Source organism: Micromonospora sp. 067-2 (genome assembly GCF_046549295.1).
Taxonomy (GTDB): domain Bacteria; phylum Actinomycetota; class Actinomycetes; order Mycobacteriales; family Micromonosporaceae; genus Micromonospora.
In genome coordinates this window covers 111734-134367 of sequence record NZ_JAJPWB010000003.1, presented here as the reverse complement: position 1 = coordinate 134367, position 22634 = coordinate 111734, and the positions used below count along the sequence as shown (strand labels likewise).

General features: G+C 70.6%; 24 protein-coding genes. 21 read left to right on the top strand and 3 right to left on the bottom strand.

What is annotated here, in order from left to right; all coding sequences use genetic code 11:
- Positions 1 to 94 precede the first annotated feature (94 nt).
- From ACLJN9_RS07290 to ACLJN9_RS07275, 4 genes are read left to right on the top strand one after another with little or no spacing between them, the layout of a single operon-like run.
- Complete coding sequence (locus tag ACLJN9_RS07290) at positions 95 to 490, top strand: type VII secretion target (RefSeq protein WP_410810329.1); 396 nt, start codon at positions 95 to 97, stop codon at positions 488 to 490.
- Entirely contained in the window at positions 487 to 1413 is a 927-nt protein-coding gene (locus ACLJN9_RS07285; RefSeq protein WP_410810328.1) for a WXG100 family type VII secretion target, read from the top strand. The genes ACLJN9_RS07290 and ACLJN9_RS07285 overlap by 4 nt, the downstream gene beginning before the upstream one ends.
- A gap of 11 nt (positions 1414 to 1424) precedes the next feature.
- The gene (locus ACLJN9_RS07280) at positions 1425 to 1772 is read left to right on the top strand and encodes a YbaB/EbfC family nucleoid-associated protein (RefSeq protein WP_410810327.1); all 348 of its coding nucleotides are present in this window, start codon (positions 1425 to 1427) and stop codon (positions 1770 to 1772) included.
- A 4-nt stretch (positions 1773 to 1776) separates the two neighbouring features.
- Positions 1777 to 2379 (top strand): hypothetical protein, encoded by a 603-nt coding sequence (locus tag ACLJN9_RS07275; RefSeq protein WP_410810326.1) that lies wholly within the window; start codon positions 1777 to 1779, stop codon positions 2377 to 2379.
- On the opposite strand, the gene ACLJN9_RS07270 is transcribed toward ACLJN9_RS07275, so the two are convergent.
- Positions 2359 to 4500: a HelD family protein gene (locus tag ACLJN9_RS07270; RefSeq protein ID WP_410810325.1), complete on the bottom strand. Its 2142-nt coding sequence runs from the start codon at positions 4498 to 4500 to the stop codon at positions 2359 to 2361. The genes ACLJN9_RS07275 and ACLJN9_RS07270 overlap by 21 nt on opposite strands.
- Before the next feature lie 366 nt (positions 4501 to 4866).
- Here ACLJN9_RS07270 and ACLJN9_RS07265 point away from each other — a divergent pair, with 366 nt between their 5' ends.
- Genes ACLJN9_RS07265 through ACLJN9_RS07255 form a run of 3 tightly spaced genes read left to right on the top strand, consistent with a single transcriptional unit; the run spans position 4867 to position 7694 of the window.
- Entirely contained in the window at positions 4867 to 5448 is a 582-nt protein-coding gene (locus tag ACLJN9_RS07265) for an ArsR/SmtB family transcription factor (RefSeq protein ID WP_410810324.1), read from the top strand.
- Positions 5449 to 5493: 45 nt separating this feature from the next.
- The gene (locus tag ACLJN9_RS07260) at positions 5494 to 6891 is read left to right on the top strand and encodes an MFS transporter (RefSeq protein WP_410810323.1); all 1398 of its coding nucleotides are present in this window, start codon (positions 5494 to 5496) and stop codon (positions 6889 to 6891) included.
- Positions 6843 to 7694 carry a menaquinone biosynthetic enzyme MqnA/MqnD family protein gene (locus ACLJN9_RS07255; protein ID WP_410810322.1) on the top strand — a complete coding sequence of 284 codons (852 nt, stop codon included), beginning with the start codon at positions 6843 to 6845 and terminating at the stop codon, positions 7692 to 7694. Before ACLJN9_RS07260 ends, ACLJN9_RS07255 begins: the two co-directional genes overlap by 49 nt.
- Positions 7695 to 7714: 20 nt before the next feature.
- Here the strand turns inward: ACLJN9_RS07255 and ACLJN9_RS07250 are convergent, their stop codons facing one another.
- Positions 7715 to 8677, bottom strand: a complete 963-nt coding sequence (locus tag ACLJN9_RS07250) for a hypothetical protein (protein WP_410810321.1) — start codon at positions 8675 to 8677, stop codon at positions 7715 to 7717.
- Positions 8677 to 9657 (bottom strand): hypothetical protein, encoded by a 981-nt coding sequence (locus ACLJN9_RS07245; protein ID WP_410810320.1) that lies wholly within the window; start codon positions 9655 to 9657, stop codon positions 8677 to 8679. The genes ACLJN9_RS07250 and ACLJN9_RS07245 overlap by 1 nt, the downstream gene beginning before the upstream one ends.
- A 370-nt stretch (positions 9658 to 10027) precedes the next feature.
- Here ACLJN9_RS07245 and paaA point away from each other — a divergent pair, with 370 nt between their 5' ends.
- From paaA to ACLJN9_RS07175, 14 genes are all read left to right on the top strand, one after another.
- On the top strand, positions 10028 to 11092 hold the full coding sequence (gene paaA / locus ACLJN9_RS07240) for a 1,2-phenylacetyl-CoA epoxidase subunit PaaA (protein WP_410810319.1): 1065 nt from the start codon (positions 10028 to 10030) through the stop codon (positions 11090 to 11092).
- On the top strand, positions 11089 to 11376 hold the full coding sequence (gene paaB, locus ACLJN9_RS07235) for a 1,2-phenylacetyl-CoA epoxidase subunit PaaB (protein ID WP_410810318.1): 288 nt from the start codon (positions 11089 to 11091) through the stop codon (positions 11374 to 11376). The genes paaA and paaB overlap by 4 nt, the downstream gene beginning before the upstream one ends.
- Positions 11373 to 12098, top strand: a complete 726-nt coding sequence (gene paaC / locus ACLJN9_RS07230; RefSeq protein WP_410810317.1) for a 1,2-phenylacetyl-CoA epoxidase subunit PaaC — start codon at positions 11373 to 11375, stop codon at positions 12096 to 12098. The genes paaB and paaC overlap by 4 nt, the downstream gene beginning before the upstream one ends.
- Positions 12092 to 12568, top strand: a complete 477-nt coding sequence (gene paaD / locus ACLJN9_RS07225; RefSeq protein WP_410810316.1) for a 1,2-phenylacetyl-CoA epoxidase subunit PaaD — start codon at positions 12092 to 12094, stop codon at positions 12566 to 12568. Before paaC ends, paaD begins: the two co-directional genes overlap by 7 nt.
- Complete coding sequence (gene paaE, locus ACLJN9_RS07220) at positions 12565 to 13674, top strand: 1,2-phenylacetyl-CoA epoxidase subunit PaaE (RefSeq protein WP_410810315.1); 1110 nt, start codon at positions 12565 to 12567, stop codon at positions 13672 to 13674. Before paaD ends, paaE begins: the two co-directional genes overlap by 4 nt.
- Positions 13675 to 13859: 185 nt before the next feature.
- Complete coding sequence (mqnC, locus tag ACLJN9_RS07215; protein ID WP_410810314.1) at positions 13860 to 15050, top strand: cyclic dehypoxanthinyl futalosine synthase; 1191 nt, start codon at positions 13860 to 13862, stop codon at positions 15048 to 15050.
- Positions 15051 to 15502: 452 nt separating this feature from the next.
- Positions 15503 to 16756 carry a cell wall anchor protein gene (locus ACLJN9_RS07210; protein ID WP_410810313.1) on the top strand — a complete coding sequence of 418 codons (1254 nt, stop codon included), beginning with the start codon at positions 15503 to 15505 and terminating at the stop codon, positions 16754 to 16756.
- 111 nt (positions 16757 to 16867) lie between these two features.
- The gene (locus ACLJN9_RS07205) at positions 16868 to 17578 is read left to right on the top strand and encodes a demethylmenaquinone methyltransferase (RefSeq protein ID WP_410810312.1); all 711 of its coding nucleotides are present in this window, start codon (positions 16868 to 16870) and stop codon (positions 17576 to 17578) included.
- Between the two features lie 84 nt (positions 17579 to 17662).
- Positions 17663 to 17887, top strand: coding sequence for a hypothetical protein (locus ACLJN9_RS07200; protein WP_410810311.1), 225 nt, complete (start codon positions 17663 to 17665; stop codon positions 17885 to 17887).
- A gap of 161 nt (positions 17888 to 18048) precedes the next feature.
- Complete coding sequence (locus ACLJN9_RS07195) at positions 18049 to 19326, top strand: geranylgeranyl reductase family protein (RefSeq protein WP_410810310.1); 1278 nt, start codon at positions 18049 to 18051, stop codon at positions 19324 to 19326.
- 135 nt (positions 19327 to 19461) lie between these two features.
- Positions 19462 to 19827 carry an NADH-quinone oxidoreductase subunit A gene (locus ACLJN9_RS07190; RefSeq protein WP_121655464.1) on the top strand — a complete coding sequence of 122 codons (366 nt, stop codon included), beginning with the start codon at positions 19462 to 19464 and terminating at the stop codon, positions 19825 to 19827.
- A gap of 14 nt (positions 19828 to 19841) precedes the next feature.
- Positions 19842 to 20519: a NuoB/complex I 20 kDa subunit family protein gene (locus tag ACLJN9_RS07185; protein ID WP_410810309.1), complete on the top strand. Its 678-nt coding sequence runs from the start codon at positions 19842 to 19844 to the stop codon at positions 20517 to 20519.
- Entirely contained in the window at positions 20516 to 21244 is a 729-nt protein-coding gene (locus ACLJN9_RS07180) for an NADH-quinone oxidoreductase subunit C (RefSeq protein WP_410810308.1), read from the top strand. The genes ACLJN9_RS07185 and ACLJN9_RS07180 overlap by 4 nt, the downstream gene beginning before the upstream one ends.
- On the top strand, positions 21241 to 22566 hold the full coding sequence (locus ACLJN9_RS07175) for an NADH-quinone oxidoreductase subunit D (protein ID WP_410810307.1): 1326 nt from the start codon (positions 21241 to 21243) through the stop codon (positions 22564 to 22566). Before ACLJN9_RS07180 ends, ACLJN9_RS07175 begins: the two co-directional genes overlap by 4 nt.
- Positions 22567 to 22634: the final 68 nt, after the last annotated feature.

Here is a 22634-nt window from a genome sequence, read left to right as displayed (position 1 = left end):
GGTGACGTCGCCCGGGATACCGGCGGCATCGCGGAGTGCCTATGGTGGGAAGTCGCGGCGGCTGACCCGCTGCACAGGCCACAGGGGAGGCTCCGTGTCAGGCCCGAGCAACGAGCTGGAGGTCCAGCCAGAGGCTCTGAAGGCATTCGCTGCGGCGTCGAACGATCGGGCGGCCCGCTTTCGCGAGCTGCACCGCTCGTTCGGTGACGGGCACGTGCCACGGCACGCCTTCGGGGTGATGCCAGCGTCCTTCAGTCTCGCGGCGACGTACGCCGAGCAGTTCGAGGCGTGCCTGCAGGGGCTCGCCGACGGAGCCGAGGTGATGGCGGACATCGCGGAGGGGCTCAGCGACACCGCCGACGCCTACACCGGCACCGACGTGGCCAGCACCGACCTGTTCGTGCCGGGCCGCCCGCCAGCTCCCGACGTCCTCGCGCCCGGCCCGTGGTCGGGCGGCACCGCTGGCACGAACGGGCAGGCGCAGCTGTGAGCACGGAGGCGTTGCAGCGCAACAAGACCTACTTCGAGCAGATCGTCTCGGGCACGCCCGACCCGTTCAAGCCACTGTCCAACGCGGTGCTCTGGCCCTTCGAGCAGCTGCTCGAGCTGGTAGCCGGCGAGCCGGACGAGCTGATGAACGCCGCCCAGCTCTGCCTGAGCACCGGTGAGGCGGTCCGCGCCATCGCCGGCGAGCAGATCCAGGATCGGGCCCGTCTGCGGGGCGCCTGGACGGGCGATGCCGCCGAGAGCTTCCACGCCTCGATGGATTCGGTGGAGGAGGCAATCGAGGAGCTTGCCCGCGGGTTGGACGGCACCAAGGAGGTGCTGGTCGACGCGGCCAATGCCGCGGTCGACGCGTTCAACCTGCTGGTCGAGCTGATCCTCGAGTTCCTGCTCTGGTTCCTCACCGAGGTGATCATCGCGGCGGTGGCGGCGGCTCTCAGCGCCGGCATCTCGCTCGCGGCGACGGTCGTCCGGGTCCTGGCCAAGCTCGCCACCACCGTCGGTCGGATGGTCAAGATCGTCGCGCGGTTCGCCGAGATCCTGACGAAGCTGGCCGCCAAGATGCAGAAGGTCGCCGAGTTGCTGATGCGCTACCGCCGCGCGGTGCTGGAGATCCGCAAGGCGAAGAAGGCGTACCGGATGTGGAACAAGTCCGGGTGGTCGGCCGAGGCCAGGGCGTTCCAGATCGAGAAGTTCAAGACGCTCTTCCCGGGCAAGTTCCTGATCAACCACACGTCCCCGGTCAACATCCCCGGCGTCGGCGGCGCCCTCCTGGACACCGGCGTCGGGCTGCACGACATCTCCGACGGCACCAAGGACCGCAACTACCTGGTGGACGGCACGTACCGCGAGGATCTGGGCCCGTACACCAGGGGCGTGCAGAATATCTTCGACTCCATCCTGACCTGAGAGGGACCACCATGACCTTTCCCGGTCTGGACCGCATCGAGGCGCTCGCCCGCAATCTGGACGGCTGGCAGCGCGAGCTGGCCAGCAAGATGACCGAGCTCGAGCAGAGCAGCGCCGAGGGCGTGAGCGACTCCGGCCTGGTCCGCGTCACCGCCGCGGCGGACGGCACGATCGTCTCGTCCGAGATCAACGCCAGGGCGATGCGCCTCGACTCGTTCACCCTGGCCGAGGAGTTCACCGCCGCTGCCCGCCGCGCGCAGGAGGCGGCCGCCGCCCGCGTACGCGAACTGGTGGGCGAGGTGATCGGTGACGCTCCCGGCGCCGGCCGGTCGGCCGACGACCACTCGGACCGGTACTGAGCCGATGGCCGACATCAGCTACCGGGAACGGCTCGCGCAGCTCGTCGAGCCGGGTGAACAGGTGCTCGCCGTCGCGAAGACGGAGATCGCCCAGGGGGTCCTGCCCTCCGACCCACCGCAGCAGGAGCAGGCCGTCGCGACCGGCACCGGCGGGGTCTCCGGCGTACTGCTCAACCTGCTCTCACCGCTGGTCTCCTTTCCGGCGGGGGATCGGATCGTCGACCGCCTCACCCACGGGGTGGCCGGCCGCGGAGCCCCCGGCTCGGCCGCCTCCACCCTGCAACACGCCCGACGGCCGGTGCCTCCGGCGACCACGCTCACCGACACCATCCTCGCCGTCACCGACCAACGGTTGCTGGTCTGCGCGTCCGGGCCGGTGAAGCTCTGGTCGAGCCAGGCCGACGACGCGCGGGCGCTTGCCGACACGCGGGTCGTCTGGTCGACGCCCCGGGCGACGGTGGCCGACGCGCGGGTCGGCTGGCACCGGCTCAATCCGAAGCGCCTCCGGATCGAGTTCGTCGACGGCTCCTGGTTGGCCTTCACGGTGCCGATCGCCGAGCCCGGCACACCGCTGCGCGAGATCGCCTCAGCTCTCTCCGGCCGCTGACGGCGTCAGGAGCGGCGCGGGCAGGGGCTCGCGGTGCAGCACCGCGAGCCGGGACACCGCCCGGGTGAGCACCACGTACAACCGGTGCAGGCCGCGCGGCTCGGCCGCGACGATCGCGGCCGGCTCGACCACCACCACGTGGTCGTACTCCAGGCCCTTGACCAGCGTCGCGGGCACCGCGGTGACCCGCGCCAGAGTGGCCACGTCGTCGGCGGTCGCGGTCGCGACGCCGACATCGGCCAGCGCCGCTCGCAGCCCGTCGACCGCGTCGTCGGCGGCGATCACGCCGACCGAGCCGTCGTGCGCGAGCGCCGCCCGCACCTCGGCCACCGTCGCCGCGGTCAGGTCGGTCACCGTACGGACGTCCAGGTCGCCGTCGCGGCGCAGGGACTCGGCCGGCGGTACGTTCACCGCGAGCGCGGGCAACAGTTGGTTGGCGAACGCGACCACCGCGGCGGGCACCCGGAAACCGACCGTCAGCGGGACCACCACGGCATCCGGCTTGCCCAGGTGGGCCAGCGACTCCCGCCAGTCGGTGGCCGCCCACGGCGCGGTGCCCTGTGCCAGGTCACCGAGGAGGGTGACCGAGCCGTGCTCGCTGCGCCGGGCGATGGCCCGGCACTGCATCGGAGAGAGGTCCTGCGCCTCGTCCACCACGACGTGCCCGAACCCGGAGGGCCGTTCCAACAGCCCGGTCGCCTCGTCGACCAGCACCGCGTCGGCGGCGGTCCAGCGGGTCGCCCTCGCCGTACGGGCCGGCTTGGCCCAGGTCAGCAGTGCCTGCTCGGCGTCGCTGAACAGCCCGTCGGCCGCGGCGGCGAGCCGGGCCGGGTCGGACAGCAGGCCGTACACCACCCCCTCGGGGGTGAGCGCCGGCCAGACCGCGTCCAGGAGGTCCGTGACGGGTCGGCACCGGCCCATCCGGCGCAGCCACGCGTCGCTGGGCGACTCTGCCCGGCGCGCCTCGGCCTGCCGTTGCAGGAGGCTCAGCACCCGCGCTCGGACCCGCTCCCGGCCGGTCCCGTACGGCAGCTTCTCCTGGCGGGTCTCCTCGACGATCCGGTGCAGCGGGTCCACCCCGATCCGCCACCGGAACGAACCGTCCGACACGGTGATCGGGTCGCTCGGCGTGCCGATCTGCGCCCGTACCGCGCGCTGCAGCACGGCGGCCATCCGTACGTCGTGCTTGAGCGCGGCGACCGCCGACGGCTCGACCGCCCGGACCGGCACCCGGGAGATCAGCTCCTCCACCGTGGCCTGCTCGACCTCGACCTCGCCGAGCGCCGGCAGCACTGCCGCGATGTACGACAGGAACGCCCGGTTCGGCCCGACGATCAGCACACCCGCCCGCCGCAACCGCTCCCGGTGCAGGTAGAGCAGGTACGCGGCCCGGTGCAGACCGACCGCGGTCTTTCCGGTGCCCGGTGCCCCCTGCACGCAGATCGAGTCGGCCAGGTCCGCCCGGACCAGCTCGTCCTGCTCGGGTTGGATCGTGGCGACGATGTCCCGCATCGGCCCCACGCGCGGCCGCTCGATCTCCGAGGTGAGGATCCGGCTCGTCGTGCCCAGCTCCTCGCCCCGGTCCAGCCGCTCATCCTCGAAGCTGGTCAGCAACCCGTTGCTGAATCCGAACCGTCGCCGGATCGCCACCCCCTGCGGATCCCGCGCACTGGCTCGGTAGAACGACCGGGAGACCGGCGCCCGCCAATCCAGCACCAACGGCTCACCACGCTCATCGGTGACGTGCCGCCGGCCCACGTGGTAGCGCCGCCCGGCATGATCGCTGCTGCCGTCCTCGCCGTCGCCGTCGCCGCCCGTGGCCGTGCCGCCGCCCGTGGCCGTGCCGCCGGTCGTGTTGCCTGTGCTGTCTGCGGCTCCGAAGTCGAGGCGGCCGAAGAAGAGCGGTGTGGTCGGGTCGTCGGCCAGTTCGGCCACCCGACGGGCCAGCGTGCGGCCGAGCGTCTCTGCGGCGTACGCGTCGCCGGCCACCTGATCGCCGGTCGAGAAGAGGGCTTCGGCCCGCTCCCGCATCCGCCGCAGCGCCTCCCGCGATCTGGCCAGGTGTGCGCGCTCGGCGATCAGATCAGAGTCGAGGTGGGTGTCGAGGTCGAGTGCGGGCATGCTGACGTCCCATCGGTCACATCTGCTGCGCGCTCGCGTGTCCGGGGGCGGATGGCCGGCCACCCGGCGCGGGGACGTCCGTTCCGGTGCAGCTCACCTCGGCCGTCGAGCGGCCTGCAACTTTACGCTCCCACGCCCGATCCTTCCAGCGAATTACCCACGCGACCACCCGTTGGAGACGGCGTGGCGCCGGATGGCGTCGCCAGTCGCCGATCAACTCCGGGCCGCGTTTCCGCCGCGAGCTGGGAATACCGGCGTCCGAGGCGGTGCCACACCGTGCCGGCGCCACCGCCGAGCTGCTTGTCAGTGGTCACTGGCCGAGTGGGGGTGATGGCGGCTCGCGCGGCTGGCCGGGATCATGGGGTCATGACCGAGGCCCGTCCCGACTCGCGTCGGATGACCATCAGCGACCCGCAGGTGATGCGGGCACTGGCCCATCCGGCCCGGATCGCGATCATGGAATACCTGAGTTCGCGGGAGGGCGGCGCGACCGCCACCGACTGCGCGGAGATCGTTCAGCTGTCGCCGAGCGCGACCAGCTACCACCTGCGAGCGCTGGCGAAGTTCGGCCTGGTGCAACACGCGCCGAGTAGAGGCGACGCGCGAGAACGGCTGTGGCAGACGGTCAGCCCGAGCTACACCGTGGATTCTGGCCCGTCAGCCAGTTCCGAGACGCGGGCGGCCGAGCTGGCGTTGATCGAGGCGCACACCGTCCGGGACGCGCAGCGCACCAGGGAGTGGATCCGGCGGGCACACGACGAGCCGGCCGAGTGGTACGAGGCCGCCTGGTTGAGTGACACCCTGCTCTTGATAACCGCCGAGGAGTTGGCGGAGCTGAACGTCGCCTTCCAGGACCTGCTGGCCCCGTACCGCAAGCGGGGGCGAGCCGATCCGCCGCCCGGTGCCCGTTCCGTCGCGGTGCAGTATCGGTCACTTCCCGTCGACTGACGCGCGAGGGTTGCCTCACCAAGTGTGAAGCATTATCTTCGAAGTATGTCCTTCACATCTGCCCCGTCGCGCTGGTCGGACGTCTGGCTCGTCACCGTCTCCCGCGGCATCTCCAGTTGCGGAGACTTCCTTGCCGCGAGCGCACTGACGCTGGCGCTCCAGTCGGCCGGTGCAGGTGGGATGGCCGTCTCCGGGCTGCTCCTCGCAGCGAGCCTGCCGCTGGTCGTCCTCGCCCCGCTGACCGGGCGGCTCGCCGACCGGATCGACAGCCGGACCTTGCTGGTGGCCGCCGGGCTGGCCCAGGCCGCGATCTGTGTCGGACTGGCGTACGCGGGTCACCCTGCCCTGGTGATCGGCTTGGTGGCGCTGCTCGCCAGCGGCTTGGCCGTCACCCAACCCGTGCTGGCGGCCCTGGTGCCGGCCATGGTCCGGGCCGACGATCTGCCCCGGGCCAGCGCGCTGCACCAGACCGCCGGCACGCTGGGCGCGCTCGCCGGCCCGGCGCTCGCCGGGCTGCTGGTGGGTGGATTCGGCGTTCGGGTGCCGCTCCTGGTCGACGCCGTCAGCTACCTCGCGCTGGTCGCGGCCGGGCTGTTGATCCGTACCCGACGAGGGGGTGCCCGGCGCGCGGACCCGGCGGTAGCCCACAGCCCGTCCGCCCCCCGGGACGCAGGCGCGCCGACCTGGCGCCTGCGCCGGGACCCGCTGCTCGTCGCGATGGTGGCCACGGTCGGCGGGGTGATCGCCGCGGTCGGGGCCATCAACGTGGTCGAGGTCTTCTTCATCCGTGAGACGTTGAACAGCTCCGCCACCGTGTACGGATTGGTCACCGGCTCCTGGACGCTGGGCATCCTGGTGGGCGCGTGGGCGTTCGCCCGGCTGGCCCGCAGGCTCAGTGACGACGGCGCACTGCTCGGGACCGGCCTCGCCCTGCTCGGCGGCTGCTGTCTGATGGTCCTGGCCTCAGCGGCGGTGCCGTCCGCGATGCTGCTGGTGCCCATCTGGCTCGTCGGTGGGGTGGGAAACGGAGGCAGCAACATCTTCAACACCATGCTCCTGGCCCGGCGGGTGCCGGCAGTTGCGCGAGGTCGGGCGTTCGCGGTCTTCGGCGCGGCGACCCAGGGGGCCTCGATGGTGGGCTTCCTGGTCGGTGGACTGCTGTTGGAGGTGGCCGACCCCCGGCCGCTGGTTGCTGCCTGTGGGTTGGCCGGGCTGTTGGTCGTCGCCGCCGTCGCCGCGCTGGTCCGCCGGGTGGCCCGCGCCGAACGGCCGGCCGCCGCGATGACGACCACCAGCGGTACGACGACACCTGCCGTCGCCGACGCGAATGCGGGCTTGGACACTCCGGGCCGACCCGCCGAGCCGAAGCCGGCGGCCGGGGATACGGTCGGGTCATGGCAGAGCGCATCGCACGTCCCCGGGTCGGGCACATCCAGTTCCTGAACTGCCTGCCGATCTACTGGGGTCTGATGCGCTCCGGTGCCCTGCTCGACGTCGACCTGCACAAGGATTCACCGGACCGGTTGAGCGCCGCGCTGATCGCCGGTGACCTGGACATCGGCCCGATCACCGTCGTCGAGTACCTGAAGCACGCCGACGAGCTGCTACTCCTGCCGGACCTGGCGGTGGGCAGCGACGGACCGGTGCTGTCGGTCAACATCGTCTCCACGAAGCCCCTCGCCGAGCTGGACGGCGCGCGGGTGGCGCTCGGCTCGACCTCACGGACCGGTGTGATGCTGGCCCAGCTGCTGCTCGCCGAGCAGTACGACGTTCGTCCCGACTACTTCCGCTGCCCGCCGGACCTGACCCAGATGCTGCTGGAGGCCGACGCCGGGGTGCTGATCGGGGACGTGGCGCTGCGGGCGCTGTACGAGGCACCGCAGAGAGGTCTCACGGTCACCGACCTCGGGCAGGCGTGGCGGGAGTGGACCGGCCTGCCGATGGTCTTCGCGGTGTGGGCGGTCCGTCGCGACTTCGCCGTCGCGCACCCGGGTCTGGTCAAGGAGGTGCACGAGGCGTTCCTGCGCTCGCGTGACCTCTGCCTGGCCGAGCTGGACCAGGTGGCCGAGGCGGCGGCCCGCTGGGAGACCTTCGACGCCGCGACGCTGGCCACGTACTTCCGGACGCTCGACTTCTCGCTCGGCGACCGGCAGGTCGCCGGCCTGCGGGAGTTCGCCCGACGGGCCGCCGCGCTCGGTGAGGTCCCGGACCTGCCCGACGGTGGCCCGGAGTTCTTCGCCGGCTGAGCCGGCCGCTGGGCGGAGGGTCAGACGCCGGGACGCAGCAGCGCTTCGGTGATCTTCTGGCAGTTCTCCATGCCGTAGTCGTAGCCCATGCCGATCGGGTACTTCACCATCACGCCCATCGTCCAGGTGTCGCCGATGGCCAGGCAGTTGACGTGCATCTCCTGCTCCTTGGTCCGGTCGATCCACCCGTTCTTGATGGCGATCTGCTTCTGCTCGGCGGGCGGGAACGCCTTACGGATGCCGAAGTCACCGGCGCCACGGACCAGCTTCATCTCGTTGAGCAGCCAGCCGGTCCACTTCGGGCCGGCGGCGGTGCCGGTGGCGATGCAGTTGCCGAGGCGTGCGGTGTCGCGCGGGGAGAGAGCCGTCCGGCTCCAGCCGCCGTCGGGGGCGACGCTGCTGTCAGTCAGCTTGCACATCGAGATCAGCCGTTTGATCGAGGCGGACCGACCGACCGAGTCGTAGAACTGCTCGGCCAGCGTGTTGTCGCTGTCCCGGATGATCTTCGTGGCCTCACCGAGCTTCGCGTCGCTCGGCGTCTGCCCGGCGTCGGCCGCGCGGCGCAGGTAGTCGGCGACGACCCAGGACTTGATCATCGAGGCGGTGGTGCTGGTCTCGTTCATGTTCTTCGAACCGATGATCTTCCCGGTCCGGCGGTCCAGCACGCTCCAGGAGTACCAGCCCTGGATGTCCAGGTTGAGGTCCTTGGCCTGGAACGGCAGCGGCTCCAGCGAGGGAGTGGGACTGGGGTTCGTCGGCGGGGCCGGCTGGCGGGCGCTGCGGTCGGTGGCCGAACCGGTCGACCGGTCGCCGACCGTGCCGGAGTCGCCCCATGTGGCGGCGGCGGACGACTCGAACGGCGACCCGGGCAGCAGCCGCAGCGACACCAGCACCAGCCCGATGAGGATGACCGCTACGGCGATCAGCCGCAGCGGGGACGCCTCGGCACCACCACTGCGACCCGCCCGACGGTTGGCGGCCATCAGAGCTTCCCAACCGGCTGCTGCGGCACCTTCAGCGCGGCGCCCGGCTGCGGGGTGACCAACTGGGTGGCCACGCTGGCGCAGGTCTGCGCGCCGTAGCTCAACGGCATGCTGGCCGGGTACCGCATCATCACCGCGAGGCTCCACTTGTCGGTGACGGCGAGGCAGTTGACGTGCCAGTTGTTGTCGTAGACCAGTCTGGTCCAACCGTTCTTCATGCTGACCGGACCCTGGGCGAGGATCGACTTCGGCAGGCCGTCGATGATTCCCCAGCGACCGCCACCGGACTTGAGCTGCTGGTCCTTGTCCGCGGTGCTGCCCTGGACCTTGCTCATCTCGTCCAGCAGATAGGCGGTGTACGTCTGGCCGGCCGCCTTGCCGTCGCCGATGCAGTCACCGAGCCGGACCGCGTCCCGGGGGGACATCCGGGTGAAACTCCACCAGCCGACGTACTTGGCGGGAACGTTGCCGCGCGAGGCGTTGGTCAGCGCAGCGGTGTCGGTCAGCCCGCAGGTGCTGACCAGTCGCTTGATCGTGGCGGACTTGCCGTCCGCCGCGTAGAGGGCGTTCGCCGCGTCGTCGTTGCTGTTCCGGATGGCCGCCGCGATGTTCTTCTTCATCGCCGCCGGGATCGGCTTGCCGCCGAGCTGGCGCAGGTAGTCGGCGGCGAACCACGACTTGATCATCGACTCGGTGGAGTTGGTCGAGGTCATGTTCGGCGAGCCGGAGACCTTGCCGGTCTGCCGGTCCATCAGCGCCCACGAGAAGAACTGGCCCTTGAAGGCCACCGACACCGGGCCGGCGGCCAGTGTGGGCGGCGGCGGTGGGGTGGGCTTGGGTGCGGCGACACTCTCGGCGCCGCCACCGCCGCCTCCGCTGCTGTCGTCGCCGGCGAGCCGGGCGTACGCGGCGGGGACCAGAAGGACGCCGCCGAGCAGCACCGCCACGACGGCGAACACCATGATCACGCGAGATCGCATGAGTTGGGTGAGCTCCAGATGTCAGGGCCGGGGGGACCGGCTTGTTGTCCGGGGCGACCGGTGCGATCGCCGAGGCCGGGGGAGATGGCCTCTGTGGAGACGGCGGGCTGGCAGCCGGTCGGGTGACCGGCAGAAGTCTACGTCCGGTCCGGCCGACCAGCAGAGCCCGACACCTGTGGAGGTGTAATAAAGGCGGGATATCGGGACGGTATGCGGCTTCTAAGGGGATTCATCTTCGGGCAGTGAGCCACGTCATAGTCAACCTGGTTGCAATGGGTGACGAACAACCGCCCATCCGTGACGGAAGGTGACGCGGGTTTCCTGTTACACCCCCTAGTGCTTCGAGGCGCAAGCTGTAACACTTGTCCTCATGTATGGCAACGACTTCTCGCCACCGGACGACGCAACCGGCAGTGGACTCCTCGGCGAGGTCGAGGCGGCCGAGGCAGAGCTTCGCGCCGCCGCCGCCCGTTCGCGGCGCGGTGGCCCCGCGCCCGACGAGGACCTGGCGACGTACTTCACCGAGGTGGTCGGCGCGGAGCAGAAGATCGAGCCACGTGACTGGATGCCGGAGGCGTACCGCAAGACGCTGATCCGGCAGATCGCCCAGCACGCCCACTCCGAGATCATCGGCATGCAGCCGGAGGGGAACTGGATCAGCCGGGCGCCGTCGCTCAAGCGCAAGGCGATCCTGCTGGCCAAGGTGCAGGACGAGGCGGGTCACGGCCTCTACCTCTACGCCGCGGCCGAGACCCTCGGCATCAGCCGTGACGAGCTGGTCCGGTTGCTGCTCGACGGACGGCAGAAATACAGCTCGATCTTCAACTACCCCACGCTAACCTGGGCCGACATGGGCGCGATCGGCTGGCTGGTGGACGGCGCGGCGATCGTCAACCAGGTGCCTCTGTGCCGCTGCTCCTACGGCCCGTACGCCCGGGCGATGATCCGGGTCTGCAAGGAGGAGTCGTTCCACCAGCGCCAGGGCTTCGAGATCCTGCACACCCTGGCGCACGGCACCCCCGCCCAGCAGGCGATGGCCCAGGACGCGCTGGACCGCTGGTGGTACCCGTCGCTGGCCATGTTCGGCCCGCCGGACGGCGACTCCACGCACTCCGCCCAGTCGATGGCCTGGAAGATCAAGCGCTTCTCGAACGACGACCTGCGCCAGCGCTTCGTGGACATGTGCGTCCAACAGGCGGAGATCCTCGGACTGCGCATTCCCGACGACGACCTGCGCTGGAACGAGGAGCGGCAGGCGTACGACTACACCCAGCCGGACTACGACGAACTGATGCGGGTGATCAAGGGCGACGGGCCGTGCAACCGGGAGCGGATGGCGCACCGGCGGGCCGCCCACACCGACGGCGCATGGGTACGCGAGGCCGCCGCGGCGTACGCCGCCAAGCGCGTCGAGAAGGAGAAGGTCAGCGCATGAGCCAGGAACAAACCCCGCTGTGGGAGGTCTTCGTGCGGGCCCGGCGCGGGCTGTCGCACACCCACGTCGGGAGCCTGCACGCCCCCGACGCCGAGCTGGCCCTGCGTAACGCCCGGGACCTCTACACCCGACGGCAGGAGGGCGTCTCGATCTGGGTGGTCCCGGCCGGTGCGATCACCGCGTCCAGCCCGGACGAGAAGGACTCCTTCTTCGACCCGGCCGCCGACAAGGTCTACCGCCACCCCACCTTCTACGAGGTGCCGGACGGGGTGGCCCACCTGTGAACGGCCCCTTCGACTTCGCCCTCGGCCTCGGCGACGACGCGTTGATCGCCGCGCAGCGGCTGGCCGAGTGGACCACCCGCGCACCGGAGATGGAAGAGGACATCGCGCTAATCAACATCGCCCTCGACCAGCTCGGCGCGGCCCGCCTGCTGCTGTCGTACGCGGGCGAGCTGGAGGGCGCCGGCCGGGACGAGGACGCACTGGCCTACCTGCGCGACGACCGCGAGTTCCGCAACGTCCTGCTGGTCGAGCAGCCCAACGACGACTTCGCGGTGACCGTGGCGAAGCTGTTCTTCCTGGCGGCGTACCAGCTGCCGCTGTACACCGCGCTGGCCGGGTGCCCCGACGAGCGGTTGGCCGCGATCGGCGCCAAGGCGCGCAAGGAGTCGGCGTACCACCTGGACCACGGCGCACTGTGGGTGAAGCGGCTCGGCGACGGCACCGAGGAGTCGCACCGCCGGATGCAGGCGGCCGTCGACCAGGTCTGGCCGTACACGCATGAGCTGTTCGCCGCCGATCCTTCGGCGCCGGTCGACCCGTCCACCCTGCGATCCGCCTTCGACGACACCGTCGGCCCGGTGCTGGCCGAGGCGACGCTCACCCGGCCGGACAGCGCGTGGGCGCCGGCTGGCGGGCGAACAGGCGTCCACACCGAGCACCTGTCCTACCTGCTGGCCGAGATGCAGGTGCTGCACCGCGCCCACCCCGGAGCGCAATGGTGAGCGCGAGAGACGCCGTCGCCGCCGTGGTGGACCCGGAGATCCGGGTGATCACCATCGACGAGCTGGGCATTCTGCGCGCGGTCGAGGAGGATCCGGGCAGCGGCCGGGTCACCGTCACCATCACCCCGACCTACACCGGCTGCCCGGCGATGGACGTGATCCGGACCGACATCCGCCGCGCGCTGGCGGTCGCCGGCCACCCGGACGCCGAGGTCCGGACGGTCTACAGCCCGCCGTGGAGCACCGACTGGATCACCGACGCCGGGCGGGCCAAGCTCGCCGCCGCCGGGATCGCCCCGCCGGCCCCGGTGCGCGCCGCTGGGGTGGTGACGCTGACCCTCGCGGTCCGCTGCCCGCACTGCGGCTCACCGGAGACCGAGCAGATCAGCCGGTTCGGCTCCACGGCGTGCAAGGCCCTGTGGCGCTGCCGTTCCTGCGCCGAACCCTTCGACAACCTGAAGGCGCTGTGACAGTCACCATCACCCGTCCGGTCCGCCGCCGGCCGGCCTTCCACAAACTGCCGGTCACCGTGGTCGACCGGCTCACCGACGACGCCGTGGCGGTCACCTTCGCCGTACCCGAGGAACTGCGGGAAACCTTCGCGTTCCGCGCGGGCCAGCACCTCACCGTGCGTCGGGTGGCCGAGGACGGCGACGACGTGCGCCGGTCGTACTCGATCTGCTCCACTCCCGACGACCTGGCCCGGCACGGCCGGTTGCGGATCGGCGTGCGGGAGATCCCGGGCGGCGCGTTCTCGGCGTTCGCGTGCGGCGCGCTGCGCGGCGGCGACACGGTCGAGGTCCTGCCGCCACTGGGGACCTTCAGCACGGCCTTCGCGCCGGACCGGGCGCGGCACTACGGCGCGGTCGTCGCCGGCTCCGGCATCACCCCGGTGCTCGCGCTGGTCGCGACGGCCCTGGCCGTCGAGCCGGCCAGCACCTTCACCCTGGTGTACGGCAACCGCACGGCGAACACGGTCATGTTCGGCGAGGAGTTGGCCGACCTGAAGGACCGGTATCCCACCCGGCTGCAGCTGGTGCACGTGCTCTCCCGGGAGCAGGGTGAGTCTCCGCTGCTCTCCGGTCGCATCGACACCGAGCGGCTGAGCCGCCTACTGGGCACCATCGTGCCGGTCGACGTCATCGAAGAGTGGTTCCTCTGCGGCCCGTACGCCATGGTGCTGGACGTCCGGGCCGTGCTGACCGCGCGTGGGTTGCCCGAGTCGGCGGTGCACACCGAGCTGTTCCACGTCGACGCGCCGCCGGAACCGGTGCGTCGTCCCGCCGACCAGCCGGGCGCGGGAGCCGAGGTCACCATCGTGCTGGACGGCAGGTCGTCGAACTTCACGATGGGCCGCGAGGAGCGGGTGCTGGACGCCGCGCTGAAGGTGCGCGGCGAACTGCCGTACGCCTGCAAGGGGGGTGTCTGCTCGACCTGCAAGGCGAAGGTCGTCGACGGCGCGGTCTCGATGGCCCGCAACTATGCCCTGGAGCCCGACGAGCTGGCCGCCGGCTACGTCCTGACCTGTCAGTCCAGCCCGACCACCGACAGGCTCACGGTCGACTACGACGCGTGAACACACCTCGTGCAGATCTTGGACACTTCCCGTCCTGACGTGACGGTAAGTGTCCAAGATCTGGCTGCTGGACGGGGAGCAGTCCCGGACGGCGGGTAGGCAGAATGCGGGTGCCGCGGTGGGGTGCGCGTCACGGGCGATGGAGGGGCGTGCCTGCCGTCGGGCAGGCGACGTAGGCTCGGAGTGTGACGGTGAGCCGGGAGATCGACGACATCCTGCAGCGCGGCGCGGACGGCGGGCGGATCACGCCCGAGGAGGCCCTGCTGCTCTACACCGAGGCGCCGTTCCACGCCCTCGGCGAGGCGGCGGACGCGGTCCGCCGGCGGCGCTACCCGGACAACATCGTCACGTACCTGATCGATCGCAACATCAACTACACGAACGTCTGTGTGACGGCGTGCAAGTTCTGCGCCTTCTACCGCGCGCCCAAGCACACGGAAGGGTGGACCCACCCGACCGAGGAGATCCTGCGCCGCTGCGGCGAGGCGGTCGAGCTGGGCGCGACCCAGGTGATGCTCCAGGGCGGGCACCACCCGGACTACGGCGTCGAGTACTACGAGGAGCTGTTCTCCTCGGTGAAGCAGGCGTACCCGCAGCTGGTGATCCACTCGATCGGGCCGAGCGAGATCCTGCACATGGCCAAGGTCTCCGGCGTGAGCCTCGACGAGGCCATCGCCCGGATCAAGGCTGCCGGTCTGGACTCGATCGCCGGCGCCGGGGCCGAGATGCTGCCCGAGCGGCCCCGTAAGGCCATCGCCCCGCTCAAGGAGTCGGGTGAGCGCTGGCTGGAGGTCATGGAGTTGGCCCACCGGCAGGGCATCGAGTCGACCGCCACCATGATGATGGGCACCGGCGAGACGCACGCCGAGCGGATCGAGCACCTGCGCATGATCCGCGACGTGCAGGACCGCACAGGTGGGTTCCGGTCCTTCATCCCGTGGACGTACCAGCCGGAGAACAACCACCTCAAGGGCCGCACCCAGGCGACGACGCTGGAATACCTGCGGCTGGTCGCGGTGGCCCGGCTCTTCTTCGAGACCGTGCCGCACCTGCAGGCGTCCTGGCTGACCACCGGCAAGGACGTCGGGCAGCTCGCGCTGCACATGGGCGTGGACGACCTCGGCTCGATCATGCTGGAGGAGAACGTGATCTCCTCGGCGGGCGCCCGGCACCGCTCCAACCTGCACGAGTTGATCGGGATGATCCGCTCCGCGGACCGGATCCCGGCGCAGCGGGACACCCTCTACCACCGGCTTGCCGTGCACCACACGCCGGCCGACGACCCGACCGACGAGCGGGTGGTCTCGCACTTCTCCTCGATCGCGCTGCCCGGCGGCGGCGCCGGCCGGTCCCTGCCGCTGGTCGAGGTCAACTGAGGCTCGTCGCACCCCGGCCGTTCGGCTGAACGGGGCTCGTGCTCCCGCCGGCACGCCCTCGGCGGTACGGGTGGTCCCGTCCGCTGTGACGTCCAAGCTGCCCGCTCGGGGGTGGTGCAGAAGATCGCCGGCCGCTAGCGTCCCGCCTCGTATCCGTCGCCACCACGCGTCGACCCGCCGGTTCGGATCGGTGGAATCGGCGCGGCAGTGCTGGTGGCGGGTGTCTGATGGTCCTGGTCACGCGGCATGACGGCGTCCTCCATCGGCCCGTGAGGGTCGTTCATATAACGCACGGCGGTACGGGCGGGATGGGTGACCATCCCGCCCGTACCGTCTGCGCACTTCGAGCCGGACGGATGAAAGCGACCCCGCGCGCTGGCGCGGGAGATCGACGTCCGATAACGTCCGCTCGTTCCCGCAACCACTCTTTCTTCCCTACCCCCGGGGGACCGATGACACCGCTCCACCGTTCGGCCCTGGCCCGTGTGGGCACCGTGGCCCTGCTCGCGGCCGGTGGCCTGGCCACCGTGGCCGCTCCGGCGCTGGCCGTCGACACCGCCGAGATCAGCCTGATCCCGATCAGTACGACGCTCGCCAGTGGCGTGGAAGCGGCGCAGGCGAAGCCGTTCAAGTTCACCGTGACCAACTCGGGCACGGCAGATGCCAGGAACGTCGCCGTCGGGGTGGACGCCCGCGAGCTGGACCACAAGCGCGTCGGTTTCGTCATCCCGGTCGGCTGCGTGCAGAACACCCCGGGGATCTACAGCTGCCTCCTCGGTGACCTGCGGGCCGGCACCAGCGAAGATTTCGGCATTCCGCTCTTCGGCGCGGGCAACGCGGGGGACGGCGGCGTGCTGGTCGTCGGCGTCACCACCGAAACCCCGCAGGGTGACCCCGAGGTCGACTCCGTTGAGGTGCCGATCACGGTGTCCCGGCCCGGTTACGACCTGACCGCCTGGGTGCAGGACGTTCAGGCCAACGTCGTCGTCAACGGCGCGGCCAGCGACGAGCCGGACCTGAAGCCGGTCCGCCGCGGGGAGACGGTGCCGCTCGACTGGGCCGTCTACAACGACGGCAGCCGCGAGGCGACGGGCGTCTTCTACGGTCTGACCGTGCCGGCCGGCGTCACCTTCGTGCAGAAGCCGCAGGGCTGCGTCGAGCAGGAGTTCCTGGGCAAGCCGCAACTGTTCTGCGAAGACTCCGGTGCGGTCGTCAAGCCCGGGCAGTACTACACCGCCGACGTCACGGTCAGGATCGGCAACGACGTGACCACGCCGGTGCTGAGGGAGGGCGACCTCTTCGCGTACGGACTGGACGGCGCCGAGGGTCGGCCGGAGGAGCAGCCGGAGGTGGCCACCTCGAAGCAGCGCAAGGCGTTCACCGAGGTCGACGAGCCGGACAACCACACCACCTTCGAGGCCTTCGTCGACCTGACCGTGCAGCCCACGCCCACACCCACTCCGACGGCCACGCCCACGCCGACCGCGACGCCCACGCCGACCCCGACCGGATCGGGGACGACCCCGACGCCGACCACCGGTGGTGGCGGCGCAGGGGGCGGCGGGCTGCCGGTGACCGGTGTGCAGGTCGGCCTGATCGGCGGCATCGGAGCCATCGTCCTGCTCGTGGGCGGGGCGCTGCTGGTGCTCTCCCGCCGGCGCAAGGTCGTCCTGGTCACCCCGGGCGACGAGAAGTCGACCGACTGACCGGGCGCGACGTGAGGGCGGGGTGGGCGACCATCCCGCCCTTTCGCGTTCGTGGGTGTGCCCGCGACACCCAGCGCTCGTCGGTCCGACGGCGGCTGGCAGAGTGGAGGGGTGAGCCGTACCCCGCAGGGCCAGCGCGCCAGCCTGGACAAGCAGCCGCACGAGGTCGCCGCGATGTTCGACGGCGTGGCGGAGCGCTACGACCTGACCAACACGGTGCTCTCCTTCGGCCAGGACCGTTCCTGGCGTCGGTCCACCCGGGCGGCGCTCGGCCTGCGGCCGGGCGAGCGTGTGCTGGACGTCGGTGCGGGCACCGGTGTCTCGACGCGGGAGCTGGCCCAGTCCGGGGCGTACGCGGTGGGCGCCGACCTGTCGCTGGGCATGCTGTACGCCGGCAAGCGGGCCCGGCCCGAGGTGCCACTGCTGGCGGGAGACGCTCTGCGGCTGCCGTTCGCCGACGCCAGCTTCGACGCGGTGACCATCTCGTTCGCGCTGCGCAACGTCAACGACACCGACGCGGCCCTGCGCGAGCTGGCCCGGGTGACCCGGCCCGGTGGCCGGCTGGTGGTCTGCGAGTTCAGCACCCCGGTCAACCCGGCCTTCCGCACGGTCTACCTGTCGTACCTGATGCGGTCGCTGCCGGCGGTGGCCCGCACGGTGTCCAGCAACCCCGAGGCGTACGTCTATCTGGCCGAGTCGATCCGTGCCTGGCCGGACCAGGCCGCGCTGGCCGGGCGTGTCGCCGCGGCCGGCTGGGGGCGGGTGGCCTGGCGCAACCTGACCGGTGGCGTGGTGGCCCTGCACCGGGGGATCCGCGAGTAACGGCGTCCAGCCGGTGCACATGGACAAAGCTCAGGTTTCGTGAATATCAGGCTTTAGTCCACTTTGCCCGGTAGTCTCGTCCGCATGACCGGAGCAGACCCGGCGGACCCGGTGGCCGCCACCGACGACGACGCGGCCGAACTCATCGCGGAGTTGCGCGCGTTGGCCGGCGCCGACCCGGCCGAGGTCCGGCAGGTCGTCGCCGAGGTGTTGGCGGCACTGGATCGGGCCGCCGGAGGCGCGCTGCGCGAGCACCTGCCGGAGACCATCCGCATCGACGCCGGCCTGGACGCACCCAGCCCGGCCTGACACAAGGCCGCTCTCGGCCTGACACCAGGCCGCTGTGGACGGTCGTCAGGTGTCACATCGGCGAGTTAGGTACCCCTGATCCTGCGCTGGTATGACGCCGGTCATACACTCGACCCGTCTGGCTTGTGAAGCATTTCACGAGCGTGCGGGAGGAGGCGCGGATGACCGCGGTGGAGCACGATGCCGACGTCATCGTCGTCGGCGCCGGTCCCGGTGGATCGGCGACGGCGTACCACCTGGCCCGGCACGGCGTACGGGTGCTGCTGTTGGAGAAGACCGAGTTCCCCCGGGAGAAGGTCTGCGGCGACGGGTTGACCCCGCGCGCGGTGCGCCAGCTCATCCGGATGGGCGTGGACACCTCGCCCGAGGCCGGCTGGCTGCACAACCGGGGCCTGCGGGTGATCGGCGGCGGCGTACGCCTCGAGCTCGACTGGCCCGACCTCGCCAGCTTCCCCAACTACGGTCTGGTGCGTACCCGACTGGACTTCGACGACCTGCTCGCCCAGCGGGCGGTGGCCGCCGGCGCCAAGCTGCAGACGAACGTCAACGTGCTGGGCCCGGTGCTCGACGGTGACGGCCGGGTGACCGGTGTCGAGGCGGAGGTGGGCCCGGACAAGGCGCCCGCCACCTTCTCCGCTCCGCTGGTCGTGGCGGCCGACGGGGTCTCCGGCCGGTTCCCGCTCGCCCTCGGCCTGGCCAAACGGGAGGACCGGCCGATCGGTGTGGCCGTCCGCCGCTACTACCGCTCGCCGGCCAAGCACGACGACAACTACCTGGAGTCCTGGCTGGAGCTGCGCAGCAGGGCCAGTGGCGACAACCTGCTGCCCGGGTACGGCTGGATCTTCGGGCTCGGTGACGGACGGGTCAACGTCGGCCTCGGCGTGCTCAACTCGTCGTCGGCGTTCGGCAAGACCAACTACCGTCGGCTGCTCACCGACTGGCTGGCGAACACGCCCGCCGACTGGGGGATGACCGACGAGACCAACGCCGACGGTCCGATCCTCGGCGCAGCCCTGCCGATGGGCTTCAACCGGGTTCCGCACTACACCCGTGGTGTGCTGCTGGTCGGTGACTCCGGCGGCATGGTCAACCCGTTCAACGGCGAGGGCATCGCGTACGCCATGGAGTCCGGCGAGCTGGCCGCGGAGGTGGCGGTGCAGGCCCTCGCGCGACCGGCCGGCCCGGAGCGGGAGCGGGCGCTGATGGCGTACCCGAACGAGCTGAAGGCCCGGCTCGGCGGCTACTACCGGTTGGGCGGCATCTTCGTGAAGCTGATCGGCCGTCCGGAGATCATGCGGATCGCCACCAAGCACGGCATGCCGCACCCGACACTGATGCGCTTCGTCCTCAAGCTGCTGGCCAACCTGACCGACCCCCGTGGCGGGGACGCGATGGACCGGGTCATCAACGCGATGACGAAGGCGGCGCCAGCCGTCTAGGAGTTACCACATCGGGGCTGGTCACAGCCCTGGGGTGGACAGAGATCGACCCCCGCCGGCAGCCACCGCGAGGGACGTGAATAGTGTGATTTTCGTCAAGCACCGAGGGCAGGGAAGGACGAGCAGGAGAATACGATGTCGCTCTCGCCTTATGCACCGATCATCGGGCTGTTCGCCCTCGCCGCGGCGTTCTCGCTGTTCTCCGTTGGCGCCGCCCGCTTCGCCGGTCCCCATCGATACAACAAGGCCAAACTCGAGGCTTACGAGTGCGGCATCGAGCCCAGCCCCCAGCCGGTCGGCGGTGGGCGGTTCCCGATCAAGTTCTACCTGACGGCGATGCTCTTCATCGTCTTCGACATCGAGATCATCTTCCTCTACCCCTGGGCGGTCTCGTTCGACGCCCTGCCGATCTTCGGCTTCGTGGAGATGGTCCTGTTCATCGTCGCGGTCTTCGTCGCGTACGCCTACGTGTGGCGGCGCGGCGGCCTGGACTGGGACTGAGGAAGGAACGTCAGATGGGCATCGAGGAGAAGCTTCCCGCCGGCGTCCTGCTCACCTCGGTGGAGAAGCTGGTCAACTGGTCCCGAAAGTCGTCCGTCTGGGGCGCAACCTTCGGCCTGGCCTGCTGCGCCATCGAGATGATGGCCGCCGGCGGCCCCCACTACGACATGGGCCGCTGGGGCATGGAGGTCTTCCGGGCGTCGCCCCGGCAGGCCGACCTGATGATCGTGGCGGGCCGGGTGAGTCAGAAGATGGCGCCGGTGCTGCGCCAGATCTACGACCAGATGGCCGAGCCCCGCTGGGTGCTCTCGATGGGCGTCTGCGCCAGCAGCGGCGGCATGTTCAACAACTACGCGATCGTGCAGGGCGTCGATCACGTGGTGCCGGTCGACATGTACCTGCCCGGCTGCCCGCCGCGCCCGGAGATGCTCATCGACGCGATCCTCAAGCTCCGCGAGAAGATCATGTACGAGCCGCTGGGCCCGACCGGCCGCAAGATGCTGGCGGCCCGTCAGGAGCGCGGTGACATTCCCGTCGTGCCCTACGGCTCGATGCCGTCCTCGTACCGCAACGACAAGGCCCGGCGTGCCGAGTGGACCCAGGCGGTCCGCGAGGGGCGCGAGGAGCAGCTGCGAATCGAGAACTGGATGAACGCCCAGAACCACCTCCACCCGCAGGCAGGTCCCAAATGAGCGACAAGCCCGACGACGGCGGCGTGCCGCTGCCGGTGGTGCCGGCCGGCGCCACCAGTGGCGCGCCCGCCGAACTGCCGCCGGCCAGCCCGGCCGGGCGTGGCATGTTCGGCAACCAGGGCACCGGCGACGTGTCCGGCTACGGCGGCCTGGTCCGCCAGCGGCAGCCGATCGAGGAGGCCGCCCGGCCGTACGGCGGCTACTTCGACGAGGTGCGCGACGCGCTGGAGGAGGCGTACCCGGCCTTCGGTGACGCCATCGAGAAGGTCGTGGTCGACCGGGGTGAGTTGACCCTGCACGTACGCCCGGAGCGGATCGCCGAGGTCTGCCAGGTGCTGCGGGACGACCTCGCGCTGCGCTTCGAGCTGTGCTCCTCGGTGTCCGGTGCGGACTACCTCGGTGCCGACGAGCGCAGGCTGCACGTGGTCTACCTGCTCACGTCGATGACCTACCGGCGCCGGGTCCGGCTGGAGGCCGCGGTCTCCGTGGAAAACCCGCACCTGCCCAGCGTCACCGCCATCTACCCGACCGCCGACTGGCAGGAGCGGGAGGCGTACGACATGTTCGGCGTCGTCTTCGACGGCCACCCCAACCTGACCCGGATCCTGATGCCGGACGACTGGGAGGGCCACCCGCAGCGCAAGGACTACCCGCTCGGCGGCGTTCCCGTCGAGTACAAAGGCGCGGAGATCGCCCCGCCGGACCGACGGAGGTCGTACCAGTGACGACGTCGAACTACGCGACCGAGCGCGAGACCACCGAGGGCAGGGTCTTCACCGTCACCGGTGGGGACTGGGACACGATCGTCTCGGGCACCGACCCGATCAACGACGAGCGGATCGTCGTCAACATGGGTCCGCAGCACCCGTCCACGCACGGGGTGCTGCGGTTGATCCTCGAGCTGGAGGGCGAGACGGTCCGCGAGGCCCGCTCGGTCATCGGCTACCTGCACACCGGCATCGAGAAGAACCTCGAGTACCGCAACTGGGTGCAGGGTTCGACCTTCGTGACCCGGATGGACTACCTCGCGCCGCTGTTCAACGAGACGGCGTACGCGTTGGCGGTCGAGAAGCTGCTCGGCATCACCGACGACATCACCGAGCGGGCCACCACCATCCGCGTGCTCATGATGGAGCTCAACCGGATCTCCTCGCACCTGGTCTGGCTGGCCACCACCGGCATGGAGCTCGGCGCGATCTCGATCATGCTGTACGGCTTCCGCGAGCGGGAGTACATCCTCGACATCTTCGAGACCATCACCGGTCTGCGGATGAACCACGCGTACGTCCGGCCGGGCGGCGTGGCGCAGGACGTGCCGGACGAGGCGATCGTCAAGATCCGCAACTTCCTCGCCATGATGCCGAAGAAGCTCAAGGAGTACGAGGACCTGCTGTCCGGTCAGCCGATCTGGATCGAGCGCACCAAGAACGTCGCGGTGCTGGACGTCACCGGCTGCGTCGCGCTCGGCATCACCGGGCCGGTCCTCCGCTCCGCCGGCCTGGCCTGGGACCTGCGCAAGACCATGCCGTACTGCGGCTACGAGACGTACGAGTTCGACGTGCCGACCCACCCCGACGGTGACGTGTGGGGCCGCTACCAGGTCCGGCTCGCCGAGATCCGCGAGTCGATGAAGCTGGTCGAGCAGGCACTGGACCGGCTCCGGCCGGGCCCGGTGATGGTCGCCGACCGCAAGATCGCCTGGCCGGCGCAGCTGGCCATCGGTGTCGACGGCATGGGCAACTCGCTGGAGCACGTCGCGAAGATCATGGGTCAGTCGATGGAGTCGCTGATCCACCACTTCAAACTGGTCACCGAGGGCTTCCGGGTCCCACCCGGCCAGGTGTACGTCGGCATCGAGTCGCCCCGCGGCGAGTTGGGCGTACACGCGGTCTCCGACGGTGGCACCCGGCCGTACCGCGTGCACTACCGCGAGCCGAGCTTCGTCAACCTCCAGGCCCTCCCGGCGATGGCCGAGGGCGGCCTGATCGCCGACGTGATCGCCGGCGGCGCCTCGCTGGACCCGGTGATGGGTGGGTGTGACAGGTGAGCGCGAAAAGTGAGCTTGCGAGCCCCAGCCGCCTGCGCGAGGAGCGAGCGGAGCGAGCCCCGCAGTCG